Source organism: Photorhabdus sp. CRCIA-P01 (assembly GCF_003545805.1).
Taxonomy (GTDB): domain Bacteria; phylum Pseudomonadota; class Gammaproteobacteria; order Enterobacterales; family Enterobacteriaceae; genus Photorhabdus; species Photorhabdus antumapuensis.
In genome coordinates, this window is the sequence record NZ_NMQR01000006.1 from 144,488 (window position 1) to 167,127 (window position 22,640).

Here is a 22,640-nt window from a genome sequence, read left to right on the forward strand (position 1 = left end):
TATGAATGATAAAAACTATGTATTTAGCGCATTAAATAAAGCATTTTATCCGCTATCATTACAGCAAGATTACATTGAAGCAGACTCATGGCCAAACGATCCCATATCTGTAACTGATGACATATTCCATAAGTTCTCTGGAATACCACCAGAAGGAAAAATACTGTCCTTTGGCGAAGATAGTCTCCCTTGTTGGGAAGATATTCCACCCCCGACAAAAAAGGAATTGATATCCATAGCGGAAAGCCAAAAAGCGCAATTTATATCTCTTGCAAATGAAAAAATAACGCCGCTTGCTGATGCGGTCGAACTTGATATAGCCACAAATGAAGAAACATTGTTACTTAAAGAGTGGAAAAAATACCGAGTCATGCTTAATCGGGCTGATACGTCAAACGCACCAGAAATTGACTGGCCAATTACGCCATTATCGTAATTAATAAAAAGACCGGGATTCAGGCAGGGCCCGGTCTTAATCATTGTATTATCACCAATACTACAGCGATAAATACTCTGTTATCATACAATCTATCCTCCGCCAATATTTGTTAGCTCATGCGATATTAGTGACCTTATCCATAATTGAAATTTATTTTCCAGAACAAACCTTTCAACATGGAAATTATTTATTACTAAAATATATGAAAAATAATTAACCCTATAAGCTATAAGAATATTCCATTATTCTTTTTTCTAACTAAACTATAACTGGCGTGAATGGGGAGAAGTTATTTTTATAAAAAATCACTATATTGCTTGTAAAATTCAGTACTTAATCGGAGAAAAATACATGAGTAAAAAGAATGATTTTAAAGCGTTTTCTATTAGAAATAATGCTAATGTAGTGAGTCAAGAAAGATACGAAGAAAGTGAGAATTTACAAACTGGGTTTCCCCCAGAAAGTATCACTACTCATATATTAAATAAAGCATTACGCCAATCTTCCACAATATCATCTGTTGTAGCTGATTTTATTGCGACAGAATCTGGCAGTGATGTTTTGGATGATGGTAATATCACCAAACTCACGGCACAATTAAATAAAGCGTTAGAACAAAAAATCACAACAAAAATTCCTGATGCCTCATTAACACAAAAAGGTATTGTTCAACTCACAGATATCATTGGCAATAGTAATACACTGGCCGCAACTCAGAAACTTGTTTCCGATATAAATGATAATATTAACGGCAAATTGGCCAAAAACCAAAATGGTGCAGATATTCCCAATAAAAATGAGTTTGTGAAAAATCTCGGTTTATTGGAATTATTATTGGCAGGTACTCCTTTGTTTACACAAGGGAATAATTTCATGACCTTTAAAATTCCATTTTTTAGTGGATTAAAGAGAAAATATCTCTTATTCCAATCTGTATATGCAAAGGCTCCAAATTTAGCTAACGAGGGAAAATTCACTATCACATACCCAATTGCATACTCTTATGAACCTCATGCTATACTTTCCAGCATGGGAGGATATATCAGTGGAGGTAACTATGGCGAAGGAGCTGAAATATTAAAAATCAATAAAGAAAACCTAGTAATAATATCACATTGGCAGTCTCGCGATACAAGCTTTCCACCTGTACGCATATTCGTAGTAGGGGTATCAGATAATTAACTTTCAACATTCATAGTTGTTATCTATCTCAGATTTTAGAATTATTTTGATAAAGCATCGGAATTTGATTGGTCAATTGCGCCATTATCATAATTAACAAGAAGACCGGGATTAGAATAACATCCGGTCTTTGGAATTTTATACTATAATACTATAGGTTATAAATATTCTGTTATTATTCAAGCTATTCTTTCTCAAGACCTATTAACTACATAATATTGGAAATTTTACACGTCCTTGACATATTTTCCATATGGATAACCACACAATACAATTCACACATAAAAGTTTTCTAAGACAGAAAAATTTCATATATTATGGTTTTTTGTTGCCAGACTTGGTTTTTCAATGTAATTTATGCCGTATAAAAATACAATAAGTGTGTAAGAGTAAGAAATTAAAATTGACGATAACACACTGGTATAAAATGAAAAATAAACTAAGTTATTAAAATGTCGTTATTAATCAAAAAAAGCTGTATCAATTGTGATATGTGTGAACCCGAATGCCCCAATCAGGCGATATCAATGAGAGATGAGATTTATGAAATCGATGCTGATCGTTGCACTGAATGCATCGGTCATTATGATGCGCCAACTTGCCAATCAGTCTGTCCGATAAATAATACCATTATTACCGATCCAGACCGACAAGAAACAGAAGAACAATTGTGGGATAAATTTGTGCTATTACATCATGCCGATAAAATCTGAAATTAACTTTCCAGAATAACTGTCGCGCAGGCGTAACGACGCTCATCAGCCAATGTGACATGCAAAGAGGTTACTCCCAGTTTCTGTGCTAATTCTGCGGCTGCACCATAGAGCCGCAAAATGGGTTTTCCCAAATCATCGTTAAGCACTTCAAACTGGTTAAATGCCAGCCCATTACGGATACCCGTTCCCAGTGCCTTTGCTGCGGCTTCTTTTACCGCAAAGCGCTTAGCCAGAAAGCGAACCGGTTTTTCATGTTGCTGATATTGTTCCCATTCCAAGTCACTGAGAATACGTTTTGCCAAGCGCTCACCTAAGCGCTCGACAACCCCTTCAATACGGGCAATTTCAACAATATCCGTACCTAACCCAATAATAGCCATTAACGGCGAGCTTTCCGCATTTGGGTTTTCATATCTGCCACAGCAGCAGTCAAACCACTGAATACCGCACGTCCAATAATGGCATGACCAATATTCAACTCATAAATTTCTGGCAGAGCAGCAATGCGTTGTACATTATGATATGTCAGACCATGACCGGCATTAACCGTTAGACCTTTACTCGCTGCATAAGTCGCGGCTACTTTAATACGATGAAACTCCTTTTCCTGTTCTACTTCATTTTCTGCATCGGCATAAGCACCCGTATGAATCTCAATGAAAGGTGCGCCAACTTCACTAGCCGCATCAATTTGTCGATGTTCCGCATCAATAAATAACGAGACAAGAATACCCGCATCAGATAGACGCTTAACCGCCGCAGCAACTTTATCTTTCTGACCAATAACATCTAAGCCCCCTTCTGTTGTCACTTCCTGACGTTTTTCAGGTACCAAACAGCAAAATTCAGGTTTAATACGACAGGCAATATCCACCATTTCATCTGTCACGGCCATCTCAAGGTTCATCCGAGTCTGGATAGTTTTTTTCAACAGTTCTACATCCCGATCGGTAATATGACGGCGATCTTCACGTAAATGAATGGTGATGCCATCTGCTCCCGACTGTTCCGCAACAAAAGCCGCTTGAACCGGATCAGGATAATTGGTACCACGAGCATTGCGCACTGTCGCAATATGATCGATATTAACGCCTAATAATACTTCAGCCATATTTCTCTCCTGTAGTCATATTGAATGTGACAAGTTTACACTTTCCATCTTGAAGAGAAACAAATTCATTAGTTTTCTTTCTTTTCAGGCTTCTGACGTACAAACTGCCGAAATAATTCACGACTTTTCAGAGGCTTGCCACCTAAATAAGGTTTTAATGCAATACGCGTGAAACGCTTTGCTGCCTTTAATGTTGCAGAATCAGGGAATTCACGCGTTGCCAGTGATTTTAATTCGCGCCCGGTAAAACTGTAATGATCAACAACCAAGCTAGCGATAAATCCTTTTTCTTCTCTATAACGGTAGGTCATCGTGTCGGCTACAGGTTCACCACTGCCCGCACAATGCAGATAATCAACGCCATAACCAAGATTTGCCAACAACGCCAATTCAAACCGACGTAACGCATGTTCCGGTGTATATTCACTGGCAGCAAGAACCTGCAAGCATTGGAGATAATCAAAGAATAAAGCAGGATAAGCCGTCCCCTGTTCAAGCACTCTTGACAACAACTCATTGATATATAAACCGCTGTACAACACACTGCCGGTAAGAGGAAGGGCCAGAGAGATAGGATCTGCATCACGCAGCGTTTTAACCGCCCCCCGTCCACTCCAACGAACCAGCAACGGGGTAAATGGCTGCAAGCAGCCTTTCAAATTGGAACGACGGCTACGCGCACCTCTTGCCAACACGCTAATCCGCCCTTCATTTTCAGTAAACAGATCTAGTAACAGACTAGTTTCACTGTAAGGACGCCCATGAAGAACAAAAACACGTTGCCAGCCGTCCACAGATGATGCCTTATTTCAAATCATCGACATAACCCAAGCTACGTAGCGCTCGCTCATCATCAGCCCAACCCGCTTTAACTTTAACCCACAGTTCCAAGTGGATTTTTACATCAAACAACCTTTCCATATCTTGACGGGCTTCAATACCAATAGTCTTGATTTTACTGCCTTTATTACCAATAACCATTTTCTTCTGACCTTCACGTTCAACCAGAATCAAACCGTGGATATTGTAACCACCGCGCTCATTCGCCACGAACTTCTCAATTTCAACCGTGACAGAATATGGCAATTCATCACCCAGAAAACGCATAAGCTTTTCTCGGATAATTTCAGAAGCCATAAACCGCTGAGAACGGTCAGTAATATAATCTTCCGGAAAATGATGAGCCGCTTTCGGTATATATCCGCGCACAATTTTAGCAATCGTATCGACATTCATGCCTTTTTCAGCGCTCATTGGGACAACATCAAGGAAACTCATCTGGTTACTGAGAAAACCAATATGTGGCAACAAGCTGGTTTTATCGGTCACGTTATCCACTTTATTAATAGCCAGCAAAACCGGACAACGCAAATTACGCAGCTTGTTCACTACCATTTCGTCATCCGGGGTCCAATGAGTCCCTTCAACAACAAAAATGACCAATTCCACATCACCGATAGAACTGCTGGCTGCTCGGTTCATCAGCCGATTGATCGCCCGTTTCTCTTCAATATGTAATCCAGGCGTATCCACATAAATAGTCTGATAAGCACCTTCAGTATGGATACCCATAATACGGTGACGGGTCGTCTGCGGTTTACGGGAAGTGATGGACACTTTCTGGCCTAAAAGCTGATTTAACAGCGTGGATTTTCCCACATTAGGCCGTCCAACTATTGCAACAAATCCGCAATAGGTTTCTTGTTCGCTCATTCAAGCTCCAGTTGTTTTAATGCTTGCTCAGCCGCTGCCTGTTCCGCTTTGCGACGGCTGGAGCCTGTTCCTTTAACCGGCTGTTCAATACCGCTCACTTGACAGTGAATAGTAAATTCTTGATCGTGAGCTTCACCACGAACCATAACAACCAGATATGATGGCAGAGGCAGATGATGCCCTTGCAAATATTCCTGTAAACGGGTTTTCGGATCTTTCTGTTTGTCGCCAGGGCTGATTTCATTCAGGCGGGTTTCGTACCATCTCAGAATAATTCTTTCAATAGTCTGAATATCGCTATCAAGGAAGATAGCACCAATCAGTGCTTCAACCGTATCAGCCAGTATTGATTCACGACGGTAGCCGCCGCTTTTCAGTTCCCCCGGCCCCAAACGAAGGCATTCACCTAATTCAAATTCCCTTGCCAATTCAGCCAGCGTATTACCGCGCACCAATGTGGCACGCATGCGGCTCATATCCCCCTCATCAACACGAGGAAAACGATGATACAACGCATTGGCAATAACAAAACTCAGGATTGAGTCACCAAGAAATTCCAGCCGCTCATTATGTTTACTGCTGGCACTACGATGAGTTAACGCTTGTATCAGCAAATCATGCTGCTCAAAAGTGTACCCCAGCTTACGCTGCAATCTGTTAATTACGATGGGATTCATGTGCTACCAATATCGGTCAGAATTCGTCAAATAAAAACGCACACGCAACAGACCTGTTACAGGAACCCCCCGACAAAACTGTTGCGTTTGCACTGGCCCCTTACAGGAGCCAGCCATTAAGTTTGGAAGGACATTCTACACTGCGAGTAAAATTAATGCTTCGCTAATATAAAAATATTAATTAATTCCACCAATACGGCTGAAGCGAACTCCGGTAGGCCATTCCCCTTCCTGTTTTTCAAAACTCATCCAGATGGCTGAAGCGCGACCGACCAGATTTTTCTCAGGGACAAAGCCCCATGCACGGCTATCAGCGCTATTATCACGGTTATCGCCCATCATAAAATAGTGACCTTCGGGCACAATCCACATTCCCTCTGGCAAGCCAGGCTGACGGAAATTAGGTACCGATAGTACACCTGGAATCTCCAAAATATGATGGGTCACTGCGTCCAAATTCTCAATCCGTTCACCCTGCCGCATACTGTAAGGTGGCAACGTTTCTTCAACGGGGATTTGGAAAACACCTACCTTTCTCAAACTTTCACCATTGGAATCGACACCATATTGCTGCATTGTCCACTCACTTGGGAATAGTGAACCGTAAGAAACCGGTAATTCTTCCTGACAATTCCCTGTTTTGCTGCAATTAGAAAAAATACGCAACTCTTTCTTTGCCGGATCATAAATAATTTTATCACCGGGTAAACCAATCACCCGTTTGATGTAGTCAAGACTTGGATCCAACGGGTATTTAAATACAGCAACATCACCACGCTTTGGTGCGCCAGTCTTAATCAGTGTCGTTTGAGTGATAGGGTCTTTCAATCCGTATGAATATTTCTCTACCAGAATGAAATCACCTATCAATAAAGTCGGCATCATGGAACCCGATGGGATCTGAAAAGGCTCATAAACAAAAGAGCGCAGGATCAGAACCACGGCTAACACAGGAAAAATAGATGAACAGGTATCCACCCATGTTGGCTTGTTAATAGTCTCAGCCAGATGCTCCTGATCCATTGTACCTTCAGTCAGCTCCTGCAATCTGGCAAGTTTTTTCTTGCGCTCTGGTGCCCATTTGAAACGATCAATACACCAAATAATGCCGGTGACTAACGTTGCCAGCGTTAGGATCAGGGCAAAAGTGTTAGCCATTTAGACTCCTTACAAGCTTATTAATTGTCTTTACCAACATGAAGAATGGCTAAGAAAGCTTCCTGTGGTAACTCAACGTTACCCACTTGTTTCATGCGTTTCTTACCCTCTTTCTGTTTCTGCAATAGCTTTTTCTTACGGCTGACGTCACCACCATAACACTTCGCCAAGACGTTTTTACGCAATTGCTTCACTGTTGAGCGAGCAATAATATGATTACCAATCGCAGCCTGAATTGCGATATCGAACTGCTGACGAGGAATAAGTTCTTTCATCTTCTCCACCAGTTCCCGGCCACGGTACTGTGCATTGCCACGGTGCGTAATCAACGCCAATGCATCAACTCGTTCAGTGTTAATCAATACATCCACACGAACCATATCAGATGACTGGAAACGAGTGAAATTATAATCCAGTGAAGCATAACCGCGAGAGGTAGATTTCAATCGATCGAAGAAGTCTAAAACCACTTCCGCCATCGGTATTTCGTAAGTCAGTGCAACCTGTTTACCGTGGTAAACCATGTTAGTTTGCACCCCGCGCTTTTCAATACACAACGTAATGACATTCCCCAAATATTCCTGGGGCAACAACATATGACACTCGGCAATCGGCTCACGTAACTCTTCAATATTATTCAGTGGTGGCAGCTTAGATGGGCTGTCCACATAGAGAACATCGTGGCTGGTCGTTTTCACTTCATACACAACCGTTGGCGCAGTGGTAATGAGGTCAAGATCATATTCACGTTCCAGACGTTCCTGAATGATCTCCATATGTAGCAGGCCAAGGAAACCACAACGGAAACCAAAACCGAGTGCAGTCGAGCTTTCCGGTTCATAGAACAAGGATGCGTCATTCAGACTTAACTTACCCAATGCATCACGGAATCCCTCATAATCATCAGAGCTGATAGGAAACAACCCAGCATAAACCTGTGGCTTGACTTTCTTAAAGCCTGGGAGTGGTTTTTGCGCTGGCTGCCGGGCCAGCGTCAATGTATCCCCCACGGGCGCACCAAGAATGTCTTTAATCGCACACACCAGCCAACCCACTTCACCACAACCCAGTACATCGCGGTCAACACGCTTAGGTGTGAAAATTCCAAGACGATCAGCGTTATACACCTGACCGGTACTCATCACCTTGATTTTGTCACCCTTACGCAGGGTACCGTTTTTAATCCGAACCAGAGAGACAACACCAAGGTAGTTATCAAACCATGAGTCGATAATAAGTGCCTGTAATGGCGCATCAGGATCGCCTTCTGGTGCGGAAATCTCTTTAACCAAGCGCTCAATGACATCTTGTACACCAACACCCGTTTTGGCTGAACAGCGCACTGCATCAGTAGCATCAATACCGACAATATCTTCGATCTCTTCCGCTACACGCTCAGGCTCCGCCGCCGGCAAATCGATTTTATTCAGAACAGGAACAACTTCTAGATCCATATCCAACGCGGTATAACAGTTAGCCAGCGTCTGGGCTTCCACTCCCTGTCCAGCATCAACCACCAGCAATGCCCCTTCACAGGCAGCTAGTGAACGGGAAACTTCATATGAGAAATCAACGTGCCCCGGCGTATCGATAAAGTTTAATTGATAGAGTTGCCCATCATTCGCCTTGTAATCCAAGGTAACACTCTGGGCCTTAATGGTGATACCACGCTCACGCTCAAGATCCATTGAATCTAGCACTTGCTCTGCCATCTCACGATCTGTTAAGCCACCACAAATTTGAATAATACGGTCAGATAACGTCGACTTACCGTGGTCAATGTGAGCAATAATGGAGAAATTTCGTATTTGCTTCATTATAAATATTTTTCTGCCTTGATATTTCTGAATCATTCGCCTAATGGACACGCAGAGGGACATAAAGCGACGGTTTATTAGGTCGGCCACCGGCCTGAAAGGCTGTATTCTACATGCCAAATCTACGAAAACCTAGTCATGCCTGCGGCTTTAAAGTATGAGTTAGTAAATTAAATGCTTTGGATGATTAAAACAGATTTATTCCCGATGCTGAATGTGAATGGCATCAGGAGGCAAGCCGATTTGTAAAACGACAGGTTGATATTCCTGACGATTATCCCAGTAAGTGGCAATTCCGCGGGCAAAGAAGAATCCTAACGCGCCGCCTAAAACACCACCACAAAACACCCATAATTGATTGGTCACCCATAACTGAAAAAGTGCACCACCAAGGAATAGCCCAATAAGCGGAGTCAGATAAACCAGCAATGCCGAACGCAACAAGCTCCCTTCCGGGATCCCAACTTCCACTTTTTGCCCTGGTTGCAACGGTTGTAAAATCTCAAGTTCAAGCTGATGTATGCCATCAGGCCCTAATTTATTAAGTAAGTAAGAACCACACGTTGCTCGCGCCTGACAACTGCCACAACCAGAAGAGGAACCATAACGTAATAATGCCCGTCCCTGTTGCCAGTGAATTACTGTTGCCCACTCTTTAACCATCAGTCAGCTCCTATAAATGCGACACCAGCGGCGATACGCTTGGCAGTCGCCAATGGTAATTCACCAATAATTGTCACCTCATTTGCGCCACGTATTGCACTATAAATCGTGCGGGCCCCACGACGAAGAGGATATTCCAACTTACCGGTTTTATCAGCATTAGTCACATTCACAGAAAAGCTAAATAAACCATCACTGAACATCATAGATTCAAGTGTGCCACTATTTGACAATTTACGACGGTTACGCGAAACCTCAATGAAACCAGCCGGCAATTTACCCACTTTCCAATTGAATATAACCTTCTCCGACGGTGAAATGACCAGCATTGGTGGCATATTCAAACGAGTAATCACACTCATTGCATCATTGATATCCCCACCGATGGTAGAAGAAACAACCCTAAATTGTTCCAGTGCCTCACTATCACGATCAAGTAAATCAATACGTAATGGTAAATGAGTTTCTTCGTCGATCAGTAAGATATAATTATAACGCACTTCATCTTTAGAGGTGATGCGTACAACCCGACAAGGTCTATCACCGATATGGGTACGACCAACATCAATGAAATTGTAATATTTTTTCAACTGATTGAAGTTAGCAAAAATGACGGCCGGTAAATAATCAATAATATGATTACCGCTAAGACTGAAAGCATCCAATCCAGGTTCAAAATAACTGATCTCATTACCACGCTGGACAATCTCCCTACGAGAACCATCCATCTGCATAATTTGAGCGATTGGAATACCGTCGATAACGGCGTGGCGATAACGAACTAAGACAATAGCCTGCTGGTTGAGATTAATAAAAGCAAGCTCGTAAGTTAGAGACTGAGTGGCATTACCCATCGCCTGCAACAAAACCTCAGCGCTGCTGAGCTGCGCCGAGGCTTGTAAAGGAGCAAACAGGCTGCCCGCCAGCAAACAGACGGAGAACCAAATATGTTTCATTACTGCTATTGTGTTCCTAAAGATTGCGTTCCGGGAACCGGAATAGCAACCTGTGGTGAAATTCCCCGCTCATCATTTTGCTTAAAATGCACACGGCGATCGAGTTCATATTGTTGCAGCATGATGTTAATACGTTTATTACGCTCCTGCATTTGAATGCGTTGATCATTGCCAAATACATCATCACCGGAAGGCACTCCCAAACTCACCGGAGAAGCCGATCCCATCATTGGCAAGGTGTTAAATGCCGGCGTATCAGCTTGATATTCAAGATCCTCAGCACTATGACTGTTGTACTGTTGTACACCTACCAATACTGCTAGCGAAACACAGGCTGCAACACCCACTTGAGTCATTTGATTCACCCAAGGGCGAAGCTTGTGCCAGAACGGCATTTTTTGCCAGGTTTCTGGTTGAGGCTGAGATTCAGGAACAGCCCCAAGGTTAGAATGAACTGGCTCTTTTTCAAGTGCCAATGCAACCCGGCTAGCAATATCCATATGCAATACTTCCGTCACATCACCTCGCAATGTGTCACGGATCAAGTGGTAATTTTCCCAGTGTTTCTGCATAACAGAATCTTTAGACAAAATACTAACGACTTCACTATCAAGAGTTTCGCCATCCATCAGTGCGGAAAGTTTTTCTCTTTGCATGCCAAAGTACCCTTCAGTATTGTTCCACTATTTTTAATTTTAAATCAGTGGTTGAATTTTATCATCAATGGCTTCCCTTGCACGGAAGATACGGGAACGAACCGTACCTACCGGACAATCCATAATGGCAGCTATTTCCTCATAGCTTAACCCATCTAATTCCCTTAGCGTTATTGCCATTCGCAAATCTTCAGGAAGAGATTCAATGGTTCGGAAAACCACCTGCCTTAATTCTTCTGACAACATTAAATTCTCAGGGTTCGAAATTTCTTTTAGTGCATTTGAAGTTTCATAATTTTCTGCGTCACTGGCATCCAAATCACTGGATGGAGGACGGCGCCCTTGAGAAACCAAATAATTCTTCGCAGTGTTGACTGCAATACGATACAACCAAGTATAAAAAGCACTATCGCCACGAAACGAAGCCAATGCCCGATAGGCTTTAATAAATGCCTCCTGAGCAACGTCGGGCACATCACCCTGCGGAATATAGCGGGATACAAGGCTCGCCACTTTATGCTGATATCTGACTACCAGTAGGTTAAACGCCTGTTGGTCACCTTTCTGCACTCGTTCGACCAGCATTTGATCCGTTAACTGCTCGCTCATCCGAGGTTAAATCTCCCGAAGCAAAGCTCCACATTGATATTTACTGAACTAACCATGATGTCCTATTTCCGAGCAAGCATGACTTTGAGTAATAAAATTCTGCGAAGTTCAATTTCTGTCATCATTTTGTTGCAATCATAGCCTTTATCATATCTGATAGGCTAACATGATTTTTACCCATCTTCATTCATACATCATCAATTATGCAATCATTATTCTCTCAACATTACAGCGATATACTTATTATAGGCAGCGGTGTCGCCGGCCTATCTCTGGCTTTACGACTCGCCTCACAATATAAAGTCACTGTATTAAGTAAGAGTATTCTTAGCGAAGGTGCATCTTATTATGCACAGGGTGGTATCGCCGCTGTATTCGATAAAACAGACAGTATCGCATCTCATGTTGAAGATACCCTGATCGCCGGAGCAGGGCTTTGCGATAAAAACGCTGTTGAATTTATCACCATCAATGCCCGTCATTGCGTGCAATGGTTGGTTGATCAAGGTGTTATGTTTGATACAGAAACCAACGAAGATGGAGAAAAACAATATCATCTGACCCGTGAAGGTGGTCACAGCCATCGCCGTATTCTGCATCATGCTGATACAACCGGCAAAGAAGTAGAAACGACACTGGTTGATAAAGCGATGTCTCATCCGAATATCACGGTGAGAGAGCGCTGCAATGCAGTTGATTTAATTACGTCAAATAAGGCCCGGTTAGGTGGTGATAACCGAGTCATCGGCGCTTATATCTGGAATCGCCAACAAGAACAGGTGGAAACTTATCGCGCTAAGGTTGTTGTACTGGCAACAGGCGGCGCAGCTAAAGTCTATCAATATACGACAAATCCCGATATCTCATCCGGTGATGGCATTGCAATGGCATGGCGTGCAGGCTGCCGTATCGCCAATTTGGAATTTAACCAGTTTCACCCGACCTGCCTGTTTCATCCACAGGCGCGCAATTTCCTATTGACAGAAGCCCTACGAGGTGAAGGTGCATATCTAAAACGCCCAGATGGCAGCCGCTTTATGCCTGATTTTGATGAACGTGCTGAACTAGCCCCTCGCGATATCGTAGCACGAGCGATTGACCACGAAATGAAACGCCTTGGTGCTGACTGCATGTTTCTAGATATTAGCCATAAACCAGCGGATTTCATTATCCAGCATTTTCCAATGATTTATGAAAAATTACTGACAATGGGCTTCGATCTAACAAAAGAGCCGATTCCAATCGTTCCTGCCGCGCATTACACCTGCGGTGGTATTGTTGTCGATCATCAGGGACATACTGACCTCAACAACTTATATGCTATCGGTGAAGTCAGCTATACGGGTCTGCACGGCGCAAATCGTATGGCATCTAACTCTCTGCTGGAATGCCTGGTGTCTGGCTGGTCTGCTGCCGAGGATATCCAACAACAGATTGAAACAATAGAAGAAGTACCGCAACTTCCCTTCTGGGATGAAAGCCGGGTTGACAATTCAGATGAACAGGTCATCATTCAGCACAACTGGCACGAATTACGTCTATTTATGTGGGATTACGTCGGCATTGTGCGTACAACCAAACGCCTGGAACGCGCACTGCGCCGTATTAATATGCTGCAACAGGAAATTCACGATTATTATTCCAATTTCAGGATTTCCAACAATCTGCTGGAATTACGAAATCTGGTGCAAATCGCTGAATTAATCGTACGTTGTGCGCTAGAAAGAAAAGAGAGTCGAGGTCTGCATTTCACACTGGATTATCCCGATTTACTGCCAGAATCAAAACCAACGATTCTGACACCCTGATTTTTGCTGGCAAAACCTCCGCATAACCACGCTCCGGCGTGATTATGTTCAATAATAGAGATAGAAATCCGTCACCAATTGCTGAAATTCTTGCGTATATGCACCGTCTAGCTGACGAATAGTCAATTCACTGATTAAACCCGTTTTTTCCTTACGGGAAAATGCCAATAACACCCGATGCAACGGTTTGCCTTGCCTATCGCGGATGTTGACCCGATGATGGGAAAACCAACCCAGATGATATGCCATTGTTTCAAATTCCTCACCAATGGCATATGGCAATACCACACAAAACAGGCCATCCGGTGTAATCAATGTCTCTGCATATTGTAATAACCGCTGGTGAGTCAGCGACCCCGTATAACGAGCCTGTTCCCTTGCCTCATTTCGACAAGCAACAGCCAGTTCAAAATAGGGTGGATTACTGACAATTAAGTCATAACACTGTGAATACCGTTTAGCAAAATCACCAATATTCTGCGGATAAACATCTATTTTTCTCCGCCACGGAGATTGTTCTGCATTATCTTGTGCCTGCAATGCAGCCTCGGTATCCAGCTCCACGGCGTCAATTTTAGTATTTTCATCCGTACGCTGTGCTAGCATCAACGCAATGAGTCCGCTGCCACAACCAATATCTAAAATCGCTTTTTTGCCACTCACCGGAGCCCATGCCCCCAATAAAACGCCATCAGTCCCGACTTTCATCGCACACCGATCATGACCAACAAAAAATTGCTTGAAAGTAAATCCGTCCCGGCGTAAAGGTCGTTTCTGTTTCAAATTAATAACCTACATCAGTTAGCACAAAAAAATTTCGCCATAGGATAAAGGTTATTATGTTTCGGTAAAAGCTATCTACCTTAACTAACCACTTTAATAGATGAACAATACGCCCAACCTGTTTATAATCGGCGACCTAAACAGAGGTGTATAATGACTGCAACAAATTTTTCCGAGCTCGAGCTTGATGAACGCCTGCTTGACGCCCTAAATGATAAAGGTTACTCCCGCCCAACAGCAATTCAGGCTGCTGCTATTCCGGCAGCAATGGATGGGCGTGATGTACTAGGATCAGCACCTACCGGTACTGGTAAAACCGCAACTTACCTGCTGCCAGCCATGCAACATTTATTGGATTTTCCACGCAAAAAATCTGGGCCACCACGCATTCTGATCCTGACACCTACCCGTGAACTGGCTATGCAAGTGGCAGATCAGGCAAAAGAATTCGCTGCGCATACCAATTTGGATATCGCTACCATTACTGGCGGCGTAGCCTATATGAATCACGCAGAAATTTTCAGCGAAAATCAAGATATTGTCGTCGCCACTACCGGCCGTCTGCTGCAATATATCAAGGAAGAAAACTTTGATTGCCGGGCAGTTGAAACACTGATCCTTGATGAAGCCGATCGTATGCTGGATATGGGTTTTGCCAACGATATTGAAACCATAGCGGGTGAAACCCGTTGGCGCAAGCAGACCATGCTATTCTCCGCGACGCTGGAAGGGGAAGCCATTCGTGATTTTGCTGAACGTTTATTGGAAGACCCAGTTGAGATTGATGCAGAACCGTCACGTCGTGAACGCAAAAAAATCCAGCAATTTTACTACCGTGCAGATAATTTGGCACACAAAACAGCCCTGCTTTGCCATTTACTAAGACAACCCGATGTCACTAAATCCATTATTTTTGTTCGCAAACGTGAACGTGTGCACGAACTTGTGGATGAATTGCATCAAGCCGGTATTAAAGCCCGGTTCCTTGAAGGGGAAATGGTACAAGCGAAGAGGACAGAAGCGGTTAAACGCCTGAATGATGGCAGCATTACTGTTCTGGTTGCAACGGATGTTGCCGCCCGTGGATTGGATATTGATGATATCAGTCACGTTTTCAATTTCGATTTACCACGCACTGCGGATATTTATCTACACCGTATCGGCCGGACAGCTCGTGCAGGTCGCAAAGGTACTGCAATTACCTTAGTGGAAGCACATGATCATCCTTTATTAGGCAAAATCAGTCGCTATCTGAATGAACCACTACAGTCACGAGTTGTTGATGAGCTTCGCCCAACAACCAAAGCACCGAGTGACAAAGCCCTCAATAAGCCATCGAAAAAAGTATTGGCTAAACGCAAAGAGAAAAAGAAAGCGGAAGAATCAAAGAAAAAAGTCAAAATACGCCATCGAGATAGCAAAAATATCGGCAAACGCCGTAAACCTTCTGGGAATCCAAAACCGGAAGCCTCAGCCAGTAGCGATGAGTGAATCTTTAAACGGGCCGATTAGATTAGCCCGTTTATATTTTATTTCAAATAATATTGGCTGACTTGCTGAGCTTTCAGCCAATAATTGACTTTCTCATATTCCGCTTGCATCTCACCGCTCCGCACTTTTAGCGGTGTGAGATTAAAATACGCTTGGAACGTTAGCTGCTGTTTATTTTGCAATTTAGGATCAGCATCTGAATTCAACAATATCAATGCCAGTTTCGGCGAATTAATTTTGGCTGCAATATGTAACGGAGTATCCCCAATCCGATTAGTTTGATTGGGATTAGCACCGGCGACCAACAGTAATTCGACCTGCATTTCTCTCCCCACCTGAACCGCAACATGTAAAGGTGTTGCTAAAGTTACAGGATGCATAATATTTACATCCGACGCGACTGTTAACAAAGATTTAAGATAATCAGGGTTGTTGATTTTTGCAGCCGTATGTAAAGCACTTTCTTGTTGCAAACCAGGTTGAGTAGGATCAGCGCCCTCCTTCAGCAAATTATTAACATCATCCATTTGCTGATTGAATATCGCCCATTGTAACGGGGTTATATTTTCTTCACTCCGCTGACAATCCTGTTCCGATTCAGGCTCAATTACTTCACCAATTTTCATCGTGCCTCTCTTTAATTATGCGGAAACGCTCAGATCCGATTCATTAAGCATGACTAGAGATTCTTCTTGCTGTTCATCATTTAAAGATGACCAAGGTTTGTATATCGTTAATAATTCCAGCACCTTTTCAAGAGAATGTGCTTTTAATCCACGTATCAGATTATTAGGAAACCCTTGACCTGACTCTCCTGAATCATCATTATATTTCAGTAAGATTTTATGTCCTATTGGCTGAGATACTGGCAATTTCTGTTGTAATGCATCAAGTAAATCATGCTCCACAATATAATGACGTACCAATCCATTTTCAGCGATAGCCCTACCCTCTTGAGGTGAAAAACCCAAATTTTTCATCATATTGTCAGAAACACCGGCTGAATTAAATATTACCGCAGGCTTTCCAACTGATAATGCGGCTGTCGCTGCTAATCCACCTCCCAAAGAGTGTCCAGTAAATAACAAATTTTCCCCAAATGCCATTCTGGCAGCACGAGCTAAATCAATGGCTTGATGGTATTGAGCTTCATCAAATCCAAAACCTTGTCGTAAATTAGTTAATATATCCTTCAAATCATTAGTGCCCACAAAAGCAACTATATAGAGATCATCATTCCGATAAATACCCGCCTGAAAACCCGTTGTTTTATCCCTTAAATTTGCCGGTTCTATTCCTGCCTTTAATAATTCACCATCAGAAAGACGAACATAATCACCTATTCCCATAGTGGTGCTTATGTAGACATCATCAGAAATTAAAGTCAACATATAATCAATTTCATGGGATTGCTTACCTCTAATTTGCTCAGACTTAATTCCTGTGATTGACTTTAAATTAATGTTAATACTCTGCTCGTTAATTAATGATTGATAGACTCTATTATTCTGTTTAGTTGTTTCCGAGAAGGAAAAAACCTCAGTAGTCGCTTTTTCAATATTCTGGTCTGGAACAGAAGGCGGTGTAACAAGTTGAAGATTATTTAAAACGGGAAAACTTGAATCGACTGACAGATTCATTTCAATTGATAAACTCATAAAATTCCCCTAAGGATAGCTGAAAATAATCGACGATTTAATCAGTACAACTAATCTATCGGCAGGGAATGCCATTAGGTTAAATCAATGTTTAAACTTTGTTAACAAAGTTAATCAACTGTGATTCTTCTCTCTGATAACAGAAAAATTTCTACCTATTATTTATCAATAAATAGCCAAAGAAAGAATCAAAGTGAACTAACGGTTTACAACACATACCGTTTGGGTTTCATACGATATTCAAATAATCCAGCTCATCCTTAACCACAATCTGGCCTTCACAGTATTGAATACCCGTAATCATTTCTATCTCTAACGTTCACACAGTAAATAAAATTATCAAGAATTTATCTTGGTTATTTGGTCAAACCAATATATCTCATTTCAGTATCCCCACATGAATGAGGATATTCATTGATTCAGATCAGTTAATTTCATATAGTTACTACAAAACATATTGCTATCTTATGTTTTAAATAAGTTTTTATGGCTAACCACAAAGCAATTCTTTGGATAAACTTTCAAAAATACTTTACAACATTGAAATAGTTATCAAGAATTTAGTTTTAGTGTGCATCAAAGGTTTTCCTCTGATTTTGTAATCGGTAAGCTAACATCCATTTGGTAATCATATAAAAAAGGATTTGCTATGTCCGCACTTCTCACATGGCACGACGTAATCGGTAATGAGAAAAAACAACCCTATTTTCTCGACACACTGGCTTATGTCGCAAAAGAACGTCAGGCAGGTAAAACCATTTATCCGCCACAACAGGATGTATTCAATGCATTCCGCTACACCGAATTGACTGATATTAAGGTTGTGATACTTGGGCAAGACCCTTACCACGGCCCTAATCAGGCACACGGTCTCTCTTTTTCTGTGCAACCGGGTATTCCTGCACCACCTTCACTGGTTAATATGTACAAAGAACTGGCATCCGATATACCTGACTTCCAGCATCCAAATCACGGTTGCCTAATCAGTTGGGCCAAACAAGGGGTGTTGCTACTCAATACCGTACTCACCGTAGAACGTGGTAATGCACACTCCCACGCAAATCTGGGTTGGGAAACTTTCACTGATAAAGTCATTGCTGCTATCAACGAGCACCGTTCAGGCGTCGTGTTTCTGCTTTGGGGGTCCCATGCACAGAAAAAGGGTAACTTTATTGATGCTAATAAACATCATGTTCTCAAAGCACCCCACCCATCTCCACTATCTGCCCACAGAGGGTTCTTTGGTTGCAAACACTTTTCAAAAGCCAATGCATTGCTAGAAAAACAAAGCATCGCGCCAATTAACTGGACACCTGAATTGCCACGGTAAAAAAATGCCGCCCCAGTTGGAGCGGCATTGATACTTATTACTGAACTAAAATTACTACTGAGCTAAAATTACTTCGATACGGCTACCATTGCCGGGCGTAACAAACGGCCATTTAAGGTATACCCTTTCTGCATGACCATCATGACATGATTCGGCTCATGCTGATCGGATTCCATCATGGTCATGGCCTGATGAACTTCAGGATTAAAAGGAATATTTGTGTCGCCAACAACTTCGATACCAAATTTACCCACAGCCCCAAGGAAAGATTTCAACGTCAGCTCAATGCCTTCAATCATAGGTGCTATTTCGGTATTAGTACGATCTGCTGCCTCCAAAGCGCGCTCAAGATTATCAATCACTGGTAGCAGTTCATTGGCAAATCTTTCTAACGCAAACTTATGGGCTTTTTCCACATCTTGCTCAGTACGACGACGGATATTTTCAACTTCAGCCTTAGCACGCAAAATAGCATCACGTTCACGCTGTTGCGCCTGCTTGAGCTGCTCTTCCAGCTCTGCGACACGCGGATCAACAACGCTTTCAGTCTCTGATGCTTCTGCTTTATCCGCACTGTTTTGCTGTTCAGATACAACTTCCATATCTTCCGAGACTTGCTCGTCAGGTATTCTTTGTTCTTTACTACTCATGAATATCTCCGCGTATTTGGCATTAATCTCGCTACTTAGCCTATTATGGGGATCTAAATTGGGGATTCAAGGGAACCCGCCGTATTGTGAGGATAAAACCTCTTGCTAGAAGGAAATTATAACGATGAATAAAAAATTCAAATGCATAGGTATTGTTGGTCATCCTCGCCACCCAGAAGCACTTGCTACTCATGAAATGCTTTATCATTGGCTAAAATCCAAAGGTTACTCTGTCATTATTGATCGTCAAGTAGCCAAAGACATTGGTTTAAAAGATGTACTAACTGGCGGTCTGACCGAAATTGGTAAACAAGCTGATTTAGCTGTCGTTGTTGGTGGTGACGGCAATATGTTGGGCGCTGCCCGAGTCCTTTCCCGCTATGACATTAAAGTCATTGGCATTAACAGAGGCAATCTGGGTTTTCTGACAGATTTAGATCCTGATAATGCTTTGCAACAACTTTCTGAAGTATTGGATGGTGAATATCGGAACGAACACCGTTTCCTACTAGAAGCCCAAGTCAGAAGAAACGGCCAAAAACCCCGTATCAGTACCGCAATCAACGAAGTCGTACTCCATCCGGGGAAAGTGGCACATATGATTGAATTCGAAGTCTATATCGATGAACGCTTTGCCTTTTCCCAACGTTCTGACGGGCTGATTATCGCAACGCCAACCGGTTCCACAGCTTACTCGCTTTCGGCAGGCGGGCCAATTTTGACGCCTAATCTGGATGCTATCGTCCTAGTACCGATGTTTCCACATACATTGTCTTCCCGCCCATTGGTTATCAGTAGTGAAAGCAGCATCAGGCTGAAATTTTCCCAAAATAGCAACGATTATGAAGTCAGTTGCGATAGCCAGATAGTTCTACCTATACAGGATGGAGAGGATGTCATTATTAGCCGCAGCAAACAGAAGCTCAATCTCATTCATCCTAAAGACTATAATTACTTCAATACATTAAGTACAAAACTAAGCTGGTCTAAAAAAATGTTCTAAAAAATTTAGGTTTCACCACTTTACTGTATAAAAAACCAGTTTATACTGTATGAAGATACAGAGGTGTTTTTATACACAGGAGAAGTGTGATGCTCACCCAGTTAACCATTAGCAATTTTGCCATTGTTCGTGAGCTTGAAATTGACTTCCAGCCAGGTATGACAGCCATCACCGGTGAAACCGGCGCAGGTAAATCCATCGCAATTGATGCGTTAGGTTTATGCCTGGGTAATCGTGGTGAAGCCAATATGGTGCGTAGCGGGGCTTCTCGTGCTGATATTTGTGCCCGCTTTTCTCTTTCTGATACGCCTTCTGCTCGGCAATGGTTAGAAAACCACCAACTTGATGACAGCAATGAATGCTTACTACGCCGCACAATAACGTCAGATGGCCGTTCCCGAGGCTTTATCAATGGCACTGCCGTACCACTTTCCCAATTACGTGAATTAGGTACCCACCTTATTCAAATCCATGGTCAGCACGCCCATCAATTACTATTGAATAATGGTCACCAAAAATGCCTGCTTGATACTTACGCTAATCAATCCAATCTGCAAAATGAAATGAAACAAGCGTATCAGCAATGGCACCAAAGCTGTCAGGATCTAGCTCGATTCCAACAACAGGCACTTGAACGTCAATCTCGTCAACAGTTACTGGAGTATCACTTAAAAGAGCTCAATGAGCTGGCACCGCAACCAGGTGAATATCAGGAACAAGATAATGAATATAAACGGCTAGCAAACCGTGGTCAGCTATTATCCGTCAGCCAAACTGCACTCCAGTTACTCAGTGATAACGATGAACAAAATATTATCAGTCTGCTGAATTACGCTAAACACGAACTGGCAGAACTCATCACTATGGATGATAAATTCAGCCAATTACTTACTATGCTGGAAGATGCATCCATTCAAATTAATGAAGTCAGCGACGAACTCCGCCACTATGGCGATCAACTGGATATGGATCCAAATCGTCTCTTTGAATTGGAACAAAAAATTTCACAACAAATTAGAGTGGCCCGTAAACACCACGTTGTACCGGAAGAACTTCCTTCACTGCATCAACAATTATTAGAAGAGCAGCAATTACTGGCGCGGCAAGAAGATGACTGCACTCACCTTAGTGAACAGGTTAATAAACACCATAAGCAGGCATTGGAAGTTGCAGAAAGATTACATCTGGTTCGCCAGCAATATGCCAAAGAATTAAGTGAACTCATTACCCACAGTATGCATCAACTCGCCATGCCTCATGGTCGCTTTACCATTGATGTCTCTTTTGCACCAGAACATCTGAATGCCGACGGTTCAGACAGAGTTGAATTTAATGTCACCACCAACCCTGGTCAACCCCACCAATCTCTCGCAAAAGTCGCTTCAGGTGGTGAACTTTCCCGTATTGCGTTGGCAATTCAGGTTATAACAGCTAAAAAAATGGAAACATCCGCTTTGATTTTCGATGAAGTGGATGTCGGTATCAGCGGCCCAACAGCTGCAATTGTCGGCCGTCTGTTACGTGAATTAGGCGAATCTACACAGGTTATGTGCGTCACTCACCTGCCTCAAGTAGCTGGTTGTGGTCACCAACATTTTTATGTCAGTAAACAAACTGACGGTGAAGAAACTGAAACTCAAATGCAGCTGCTGGATAAAAAAGCCAGATTACAAGAGCTGGCGCGGCTTCTCGCAGGCAGTGAAGTCACAAAAAATACCCTGGCAAACGCCAAAGAGCTGCTAGCAGCGTAATTTGATACAACTTTTGCGTATATTTAAGGTCATAGCTAAAGCTTGTAAAGGTTTTCAATCTCGTCAAGGTCTATTATTATCAACACCCTGACTCCTAAAGGAATGTAATTACCATGCGCTGTAAAATGTTGACTGCCGCTGCTGTATCATTCGTTATGCTGACTGCGGGTTGCTCTACGTTGGAACGGGCTGTTTATCGCCCTGACATTAATCAGGGAAACTACCTAACACCGGCTAGTGTATCAAAAATCCACAAGGGAATGACCCAGCAACAGGTAGCTTACACATTAGGAACACCAATGTTACAAGACCCATTTGGGACTCAAACGTGGTTTTATGTATTTCGTCAGCAACCTGGGCACGAAAAAGTGACTCAGCAAACGCTGACCCTGACATTTGACAGTAATGGTGTACTAACTGACATTAAAAACGAAAATTCACTTACCGAAGATCTTAAATAACCAAAGAA

The 22,640-nt window shown here is 42.5% G+C and carries 24 protein-coding genes; 9 read left to right on the top strand and 15 right to left on the bottom strand.

The window, feature by feature from the left end:
• Nucleotide 1 precedes the first annotated feature (1 nt).
• From D3222_RS06350 to D3222_RS06360, 3 genes are all read left to right on the top strand, one after another.
• A complete protein-coding gene (locus tag D3222_RS06350) occupies nucleotides 2–436 on the top strand; it encodes a tail fiber assembly protein (protein ID WP_118985402.1) in 435 nt (144 codons plus the stop codon).
• Nucleotides 437–790: 354 nt separating this feature from the next.
• Nucleotides 791–1,621, top strand: coding sequence for a phage tail protein (locus D3222_RS25860; RefSeq protein WP_232832425.1), 831 nt, complete (start codon nucleotides 791–793; stop codon nucleotides 1,619–1,621).
• Nucleotides 1,622–2,073: 452 nt separating this feature from the next.
• Nucleotides 2,074–2,334, top strand: coding sequence for a YfhL family 4Fe-4S dicluster ferredoxin (locus D3222_RS06360; RefSeq protein WP_118985403.1), 261 nt, complete (start codon nucleotides 2,074–2,076; stop codon nucleotides 2,332–2,334).
• A gap of 2 nt (nucleotides 2,335–2,336) precedes the next feature.
• On the opposite strand, the gene acpS is transcribed toward D3222_RS06360, so the two are convergent.
• From acpS to rpoE, 11 genes are all read right to left on the bottom strand, one after another.
• Complete coding sequence (acpS, locus tag D3222_RS06365) at nucleotides 2,337–2,717, bottom strand: holo-ACP synthase (RefSeq protein ID WP_118985404.1); 381 nt, start codon at nucleotides 2,715–2,717, stop codon at nucleotides 2,337–2,339.
• Entirely contained in the window at nucleotides 2,717–3,448 is a 732-nt protein-coding gene (pdxJ, locus tag D3222_RS06370; protein WP_118985405.1) for a pyridoxine 5'-phosphate synthase, read from the bottom strand. The genes acpS and pdxJ overlap by 1 nt, the downstream gene beginning before the upstream one ends.
• 68 nt (nucleotides 3,449–3,516) lie before the next feature.
• Nucleotides 3,517–4,242: a DNA repair protein RecO gene (gene recO / locus D3222_RS06375; RefSeq protein WP_118985406.1), complete on the bottom strand. Its 726-nt coding sequence runs from the start codon at nucleotides 4,240–4,242 to the stop codon at nucleotides 3,517–3,519.
• A 10-nt stretch (nucleotides 4,243–4,252) separates the two neighbouring features.
• A complete protein-coding gene (gene era / locus D3222_RS06380; RefSeq protein WP_118985407.1) occupies nucleotides 4,253–5,161 on the bottom strand; it encodes a GTPase Era in 909 nt (302 codons plus the stop codon).
• Nucleotides 5,158–5,838 carry a ribonuclease III gene (gene rnc, locus D3222_RS06385; RefSeq protein ID WP_118985408.1) on the bottom strand — a complete coding sequence of 227 codons (681 nt, stop codon included), beginning with the start codon at nucleotides 5,836–5,838 and terminating at the stop codon, nucleotides 5,158–5,160. The genes era and rnc overlap by 4 nt, the downstream gene beginning before the upstream one ends.
• Nucleotides 5,839–6,015: 177 nt before the next feature.
• Nucleotides 6,016–6,996 carry a signal peptidase I gene (lepB, locus tag D3222_RS06390; protein WP_118985409.1) on the bottom strand — a complete coding sequence of 327 codons (981 nt, stop codon included), beginning with the start codon at nucleotides 6,994–6,996 and terminating at the stop codon, nucleotides 6,016–6,018.
• A gap of 20 nt (nucleotides 6,997–7,016) precedes the next feature.
• Nucleotides 7,017–8,813 carry a translation elongation factor 4 gene (gene lepA / locus D3222_RS06395; RefSeq protein ID WP_118985445.1) on the bottom strand — a complete coding sequence of 599 codons (1,797 nt, stop codon included), beginning with the start codon at nucleotides 8,811–8,813 and terminating at the stop codon, nucleotides 7,017–7,019.
• Nucleotides 8,814–9,011: 198 nt separating this feature from the next.
• Nucleotides 9,012–9,476 carry a SoxR-reducing system protein RseC gene (gene rseC, locus D3222_RS06400; protein WP_118985410.1) on the bottom strand — a complete coding sequence of 155 codons (465 nt, stop codon included), beginning with the start codon at nucleotides 9,474–9,476 and terminating at the stop codon, nucleotides 9,012–9,014.
• On the bottom strand, nucleotides 9,476–10,432 hold the full coding sequence (gene rseB / locus D3222_RS06405) for a sigma-E factor regulatory protein RseB (RefSeq protein WP_118985411.1): 957 nt from the start codon (nucleotides 10,430–10,432) through the stop codon (nucleotides 9,476–9,478). The genes rseC and rseB overlap by 1 nt, the downstream gene beginning before the upstream one ends.
• Before the next feature lie 5 nt (nucleotides 10,433–10,437).
• Nucleotides 10,438–11,088 carry an anti-sigma-E factor RseA gene (gene rseA, locus D3222_RS06410; RefSeq protein WP_118985412.1) on the bottom strand — a complete coding sequence of 217 codons (651 nt, stop codon included), beginning with the start codon at nucleotides 11,086–11,088 and terminating at the stop codon, nucleotides 10,438–10,440.
• 39 nt (nucleotides 11,089–11,127) lie between these two features.
• A complete protein-coding gene (gene rpoE, locus D3222_RS06415; protein ID WP_118985413.1) occupies nucleotides 11,128–11,697 on the bottom strand; it encodes an RNA polymerase sigma factor RpoE in 570 nt (189 codons plus the stop codon).
• Nucleotides 11,698–11,900: 203 nt separating this feature from the next.
• Between rpoE and nadB the strand changes: the two genes are divergently transcribed.
• A complete protein-coding gene (nadB, locus tag D3222_RS06420) occupies nucleotides 11,901–13,505 on the top strand; it encodes an L-aspartate oxidase (RefSeq protein ID WP_118985414.1) in 1,605 nt (534 codons plus the stop codon).
• A gap of 48 nt (nucleotides 13,506–13,553) precedes the next feature.
• On the opposite strand, the gene trmN is transcribed toward nadB, so the two are convergent.
• Nucleotides 13,554–14,288 carry a tRNA(1)(Val) (adenine(37)-N(6))-methyltransferase TrmN gene (trmN, locus tag D3222_RS06425; protein ID WP_118985415.1) on the bottom strand — a complete coding sequence of 245 codons (735 nt, stop codon included), beginning with the start codon at nucleotides 14,286–14,288 and terminating at the stop codon, nucleotides 13,554–13,556.
• Nucleotides 14,289–14,441: 153 nt separating this feature from the next.
• On the opposite strand from trmN, the gene srmB reads away from it, so the two are divergent.
• The gene (gene srmB / locus D3222_RS06430) at nucleotides 14,442–15,779 is read left to right on the top strand and encodes an ATP-dependent RNA helicase SrmB (RefSeq protein ID WP_118985416.1); all 1,338 of its coding nucleotides are present in this window, start codon (nucleotides 14,442–14,444) and stop codon (nucleotides 15,777–15,779) included.
• A 38-nt stretch (nucleotides 15,780–15,817) separates the two neighbouring features.
• Here srmB and D3222_RS06435 read toward each other — a convergent pair whose 3' ends face one another.
• A complete protein-coding gene (locus D3222_RS06435) occupies nucleotides 15,818–16,405 on the bottom strand; it encodes an ankyrin repeat domain-containing protein (protein ID WP_118985417.1) in 588 nt (195 codons plus the stop codon).
• Nucleotides 16,406–16,420: 15 nt separating this feature from the next.
• Nucleotides 16,421–17,437, bottom strand: a complete 1,017-nt coding sequence (locus tag D3222_RS06440; RefSeq protein WP_118985418.1) for a phospholipase — start codon at nucleotides 17,435–17,437, stop codon at nucleotides 16,421–16,423.
• Nucleotides 17,438–18,086: 649 nt separating this feature from the next.
• On the opposite strand from D3222_RS06440, the gene ung reads away from it, so the two are divergent.
• Nucleotides 18,087–18,767, top strand: a complete 681-nt coding sequence (gene ung, locus D3222_RS06445; protein WP_118985419.1) for a uracil-DNA glycosylase — start codon at nucleotides 18,087–18,089, stop codon at nucleotides 18,765–18,767.
• Nucleotides 18,768–18,835: 68 nt separating this feature from the next.
• On the opposite strand, the gene grpE is transcribed toward ung, so the two are convergent.
• A complete protein-coding gene (gene grpE, locus D3222_RS06450) occupies nucleotides 18,836–19,417 on the bottom strand; it encodes a nucleotide exchange factor GrpE (protein ID WP_118985420.1) in 582 nt (193 codons plus the stop codon).
• Between the two features lie 124 nt (nucleotides 19,418–19,541).
• On the opposite strand from grpE, the gene nadK reads away from it, so the two are divergent.
• The 3 genes from nadK (at nucleotide 19,542) to bamE (ending at nucleotide 22,632) form a co-directional block, all read left to right on the top strand.
• Nucleotides 19,542–20,420 (top strand): NAD(+) kinase, encoded by an 879-nt coding sequence (gene nadK, locus D3222_RS06455; RefSeq protein WP_118985421.1) that lies wholly within the window; start codon nucleotides 19,542–19,544, stop codon nucleotides 20,418–20,420.
• Between the two features lie 89 nt (nucleotides 20,421–20,509).
• The gene (gene recN, locus D3222_RS06460) at nucleotides 20,510–22,171 is read left to right on the top strand and encodes a DNA repair protein RecN (protein WP_118985422.1); all 1,662 of its coding nucleotides are present in this window, start codon (nucleotides 20,510–20,512) and stop codon (nucleotides 22,169–22,171) included.
• 113 nt (nucleotides 22,172–22,284) lie between these two features.
• Nucleotides 22,285–22,632 carry an outer membrane protein assembly factor BamE gene (bamE, locus tag D3222_RS06465; protein ID WP_118985423.1) on the top strand — a complete coding sequence of 116 codons (348 nt, stop codon included), beginning with the start codon at nucleotides 22,285–22,287 and terminating at the stop codon, nucleotides 22,630–22,632.
• Nucleotides 22,633–22,640 lie beyond the last annotated feature (8 nt).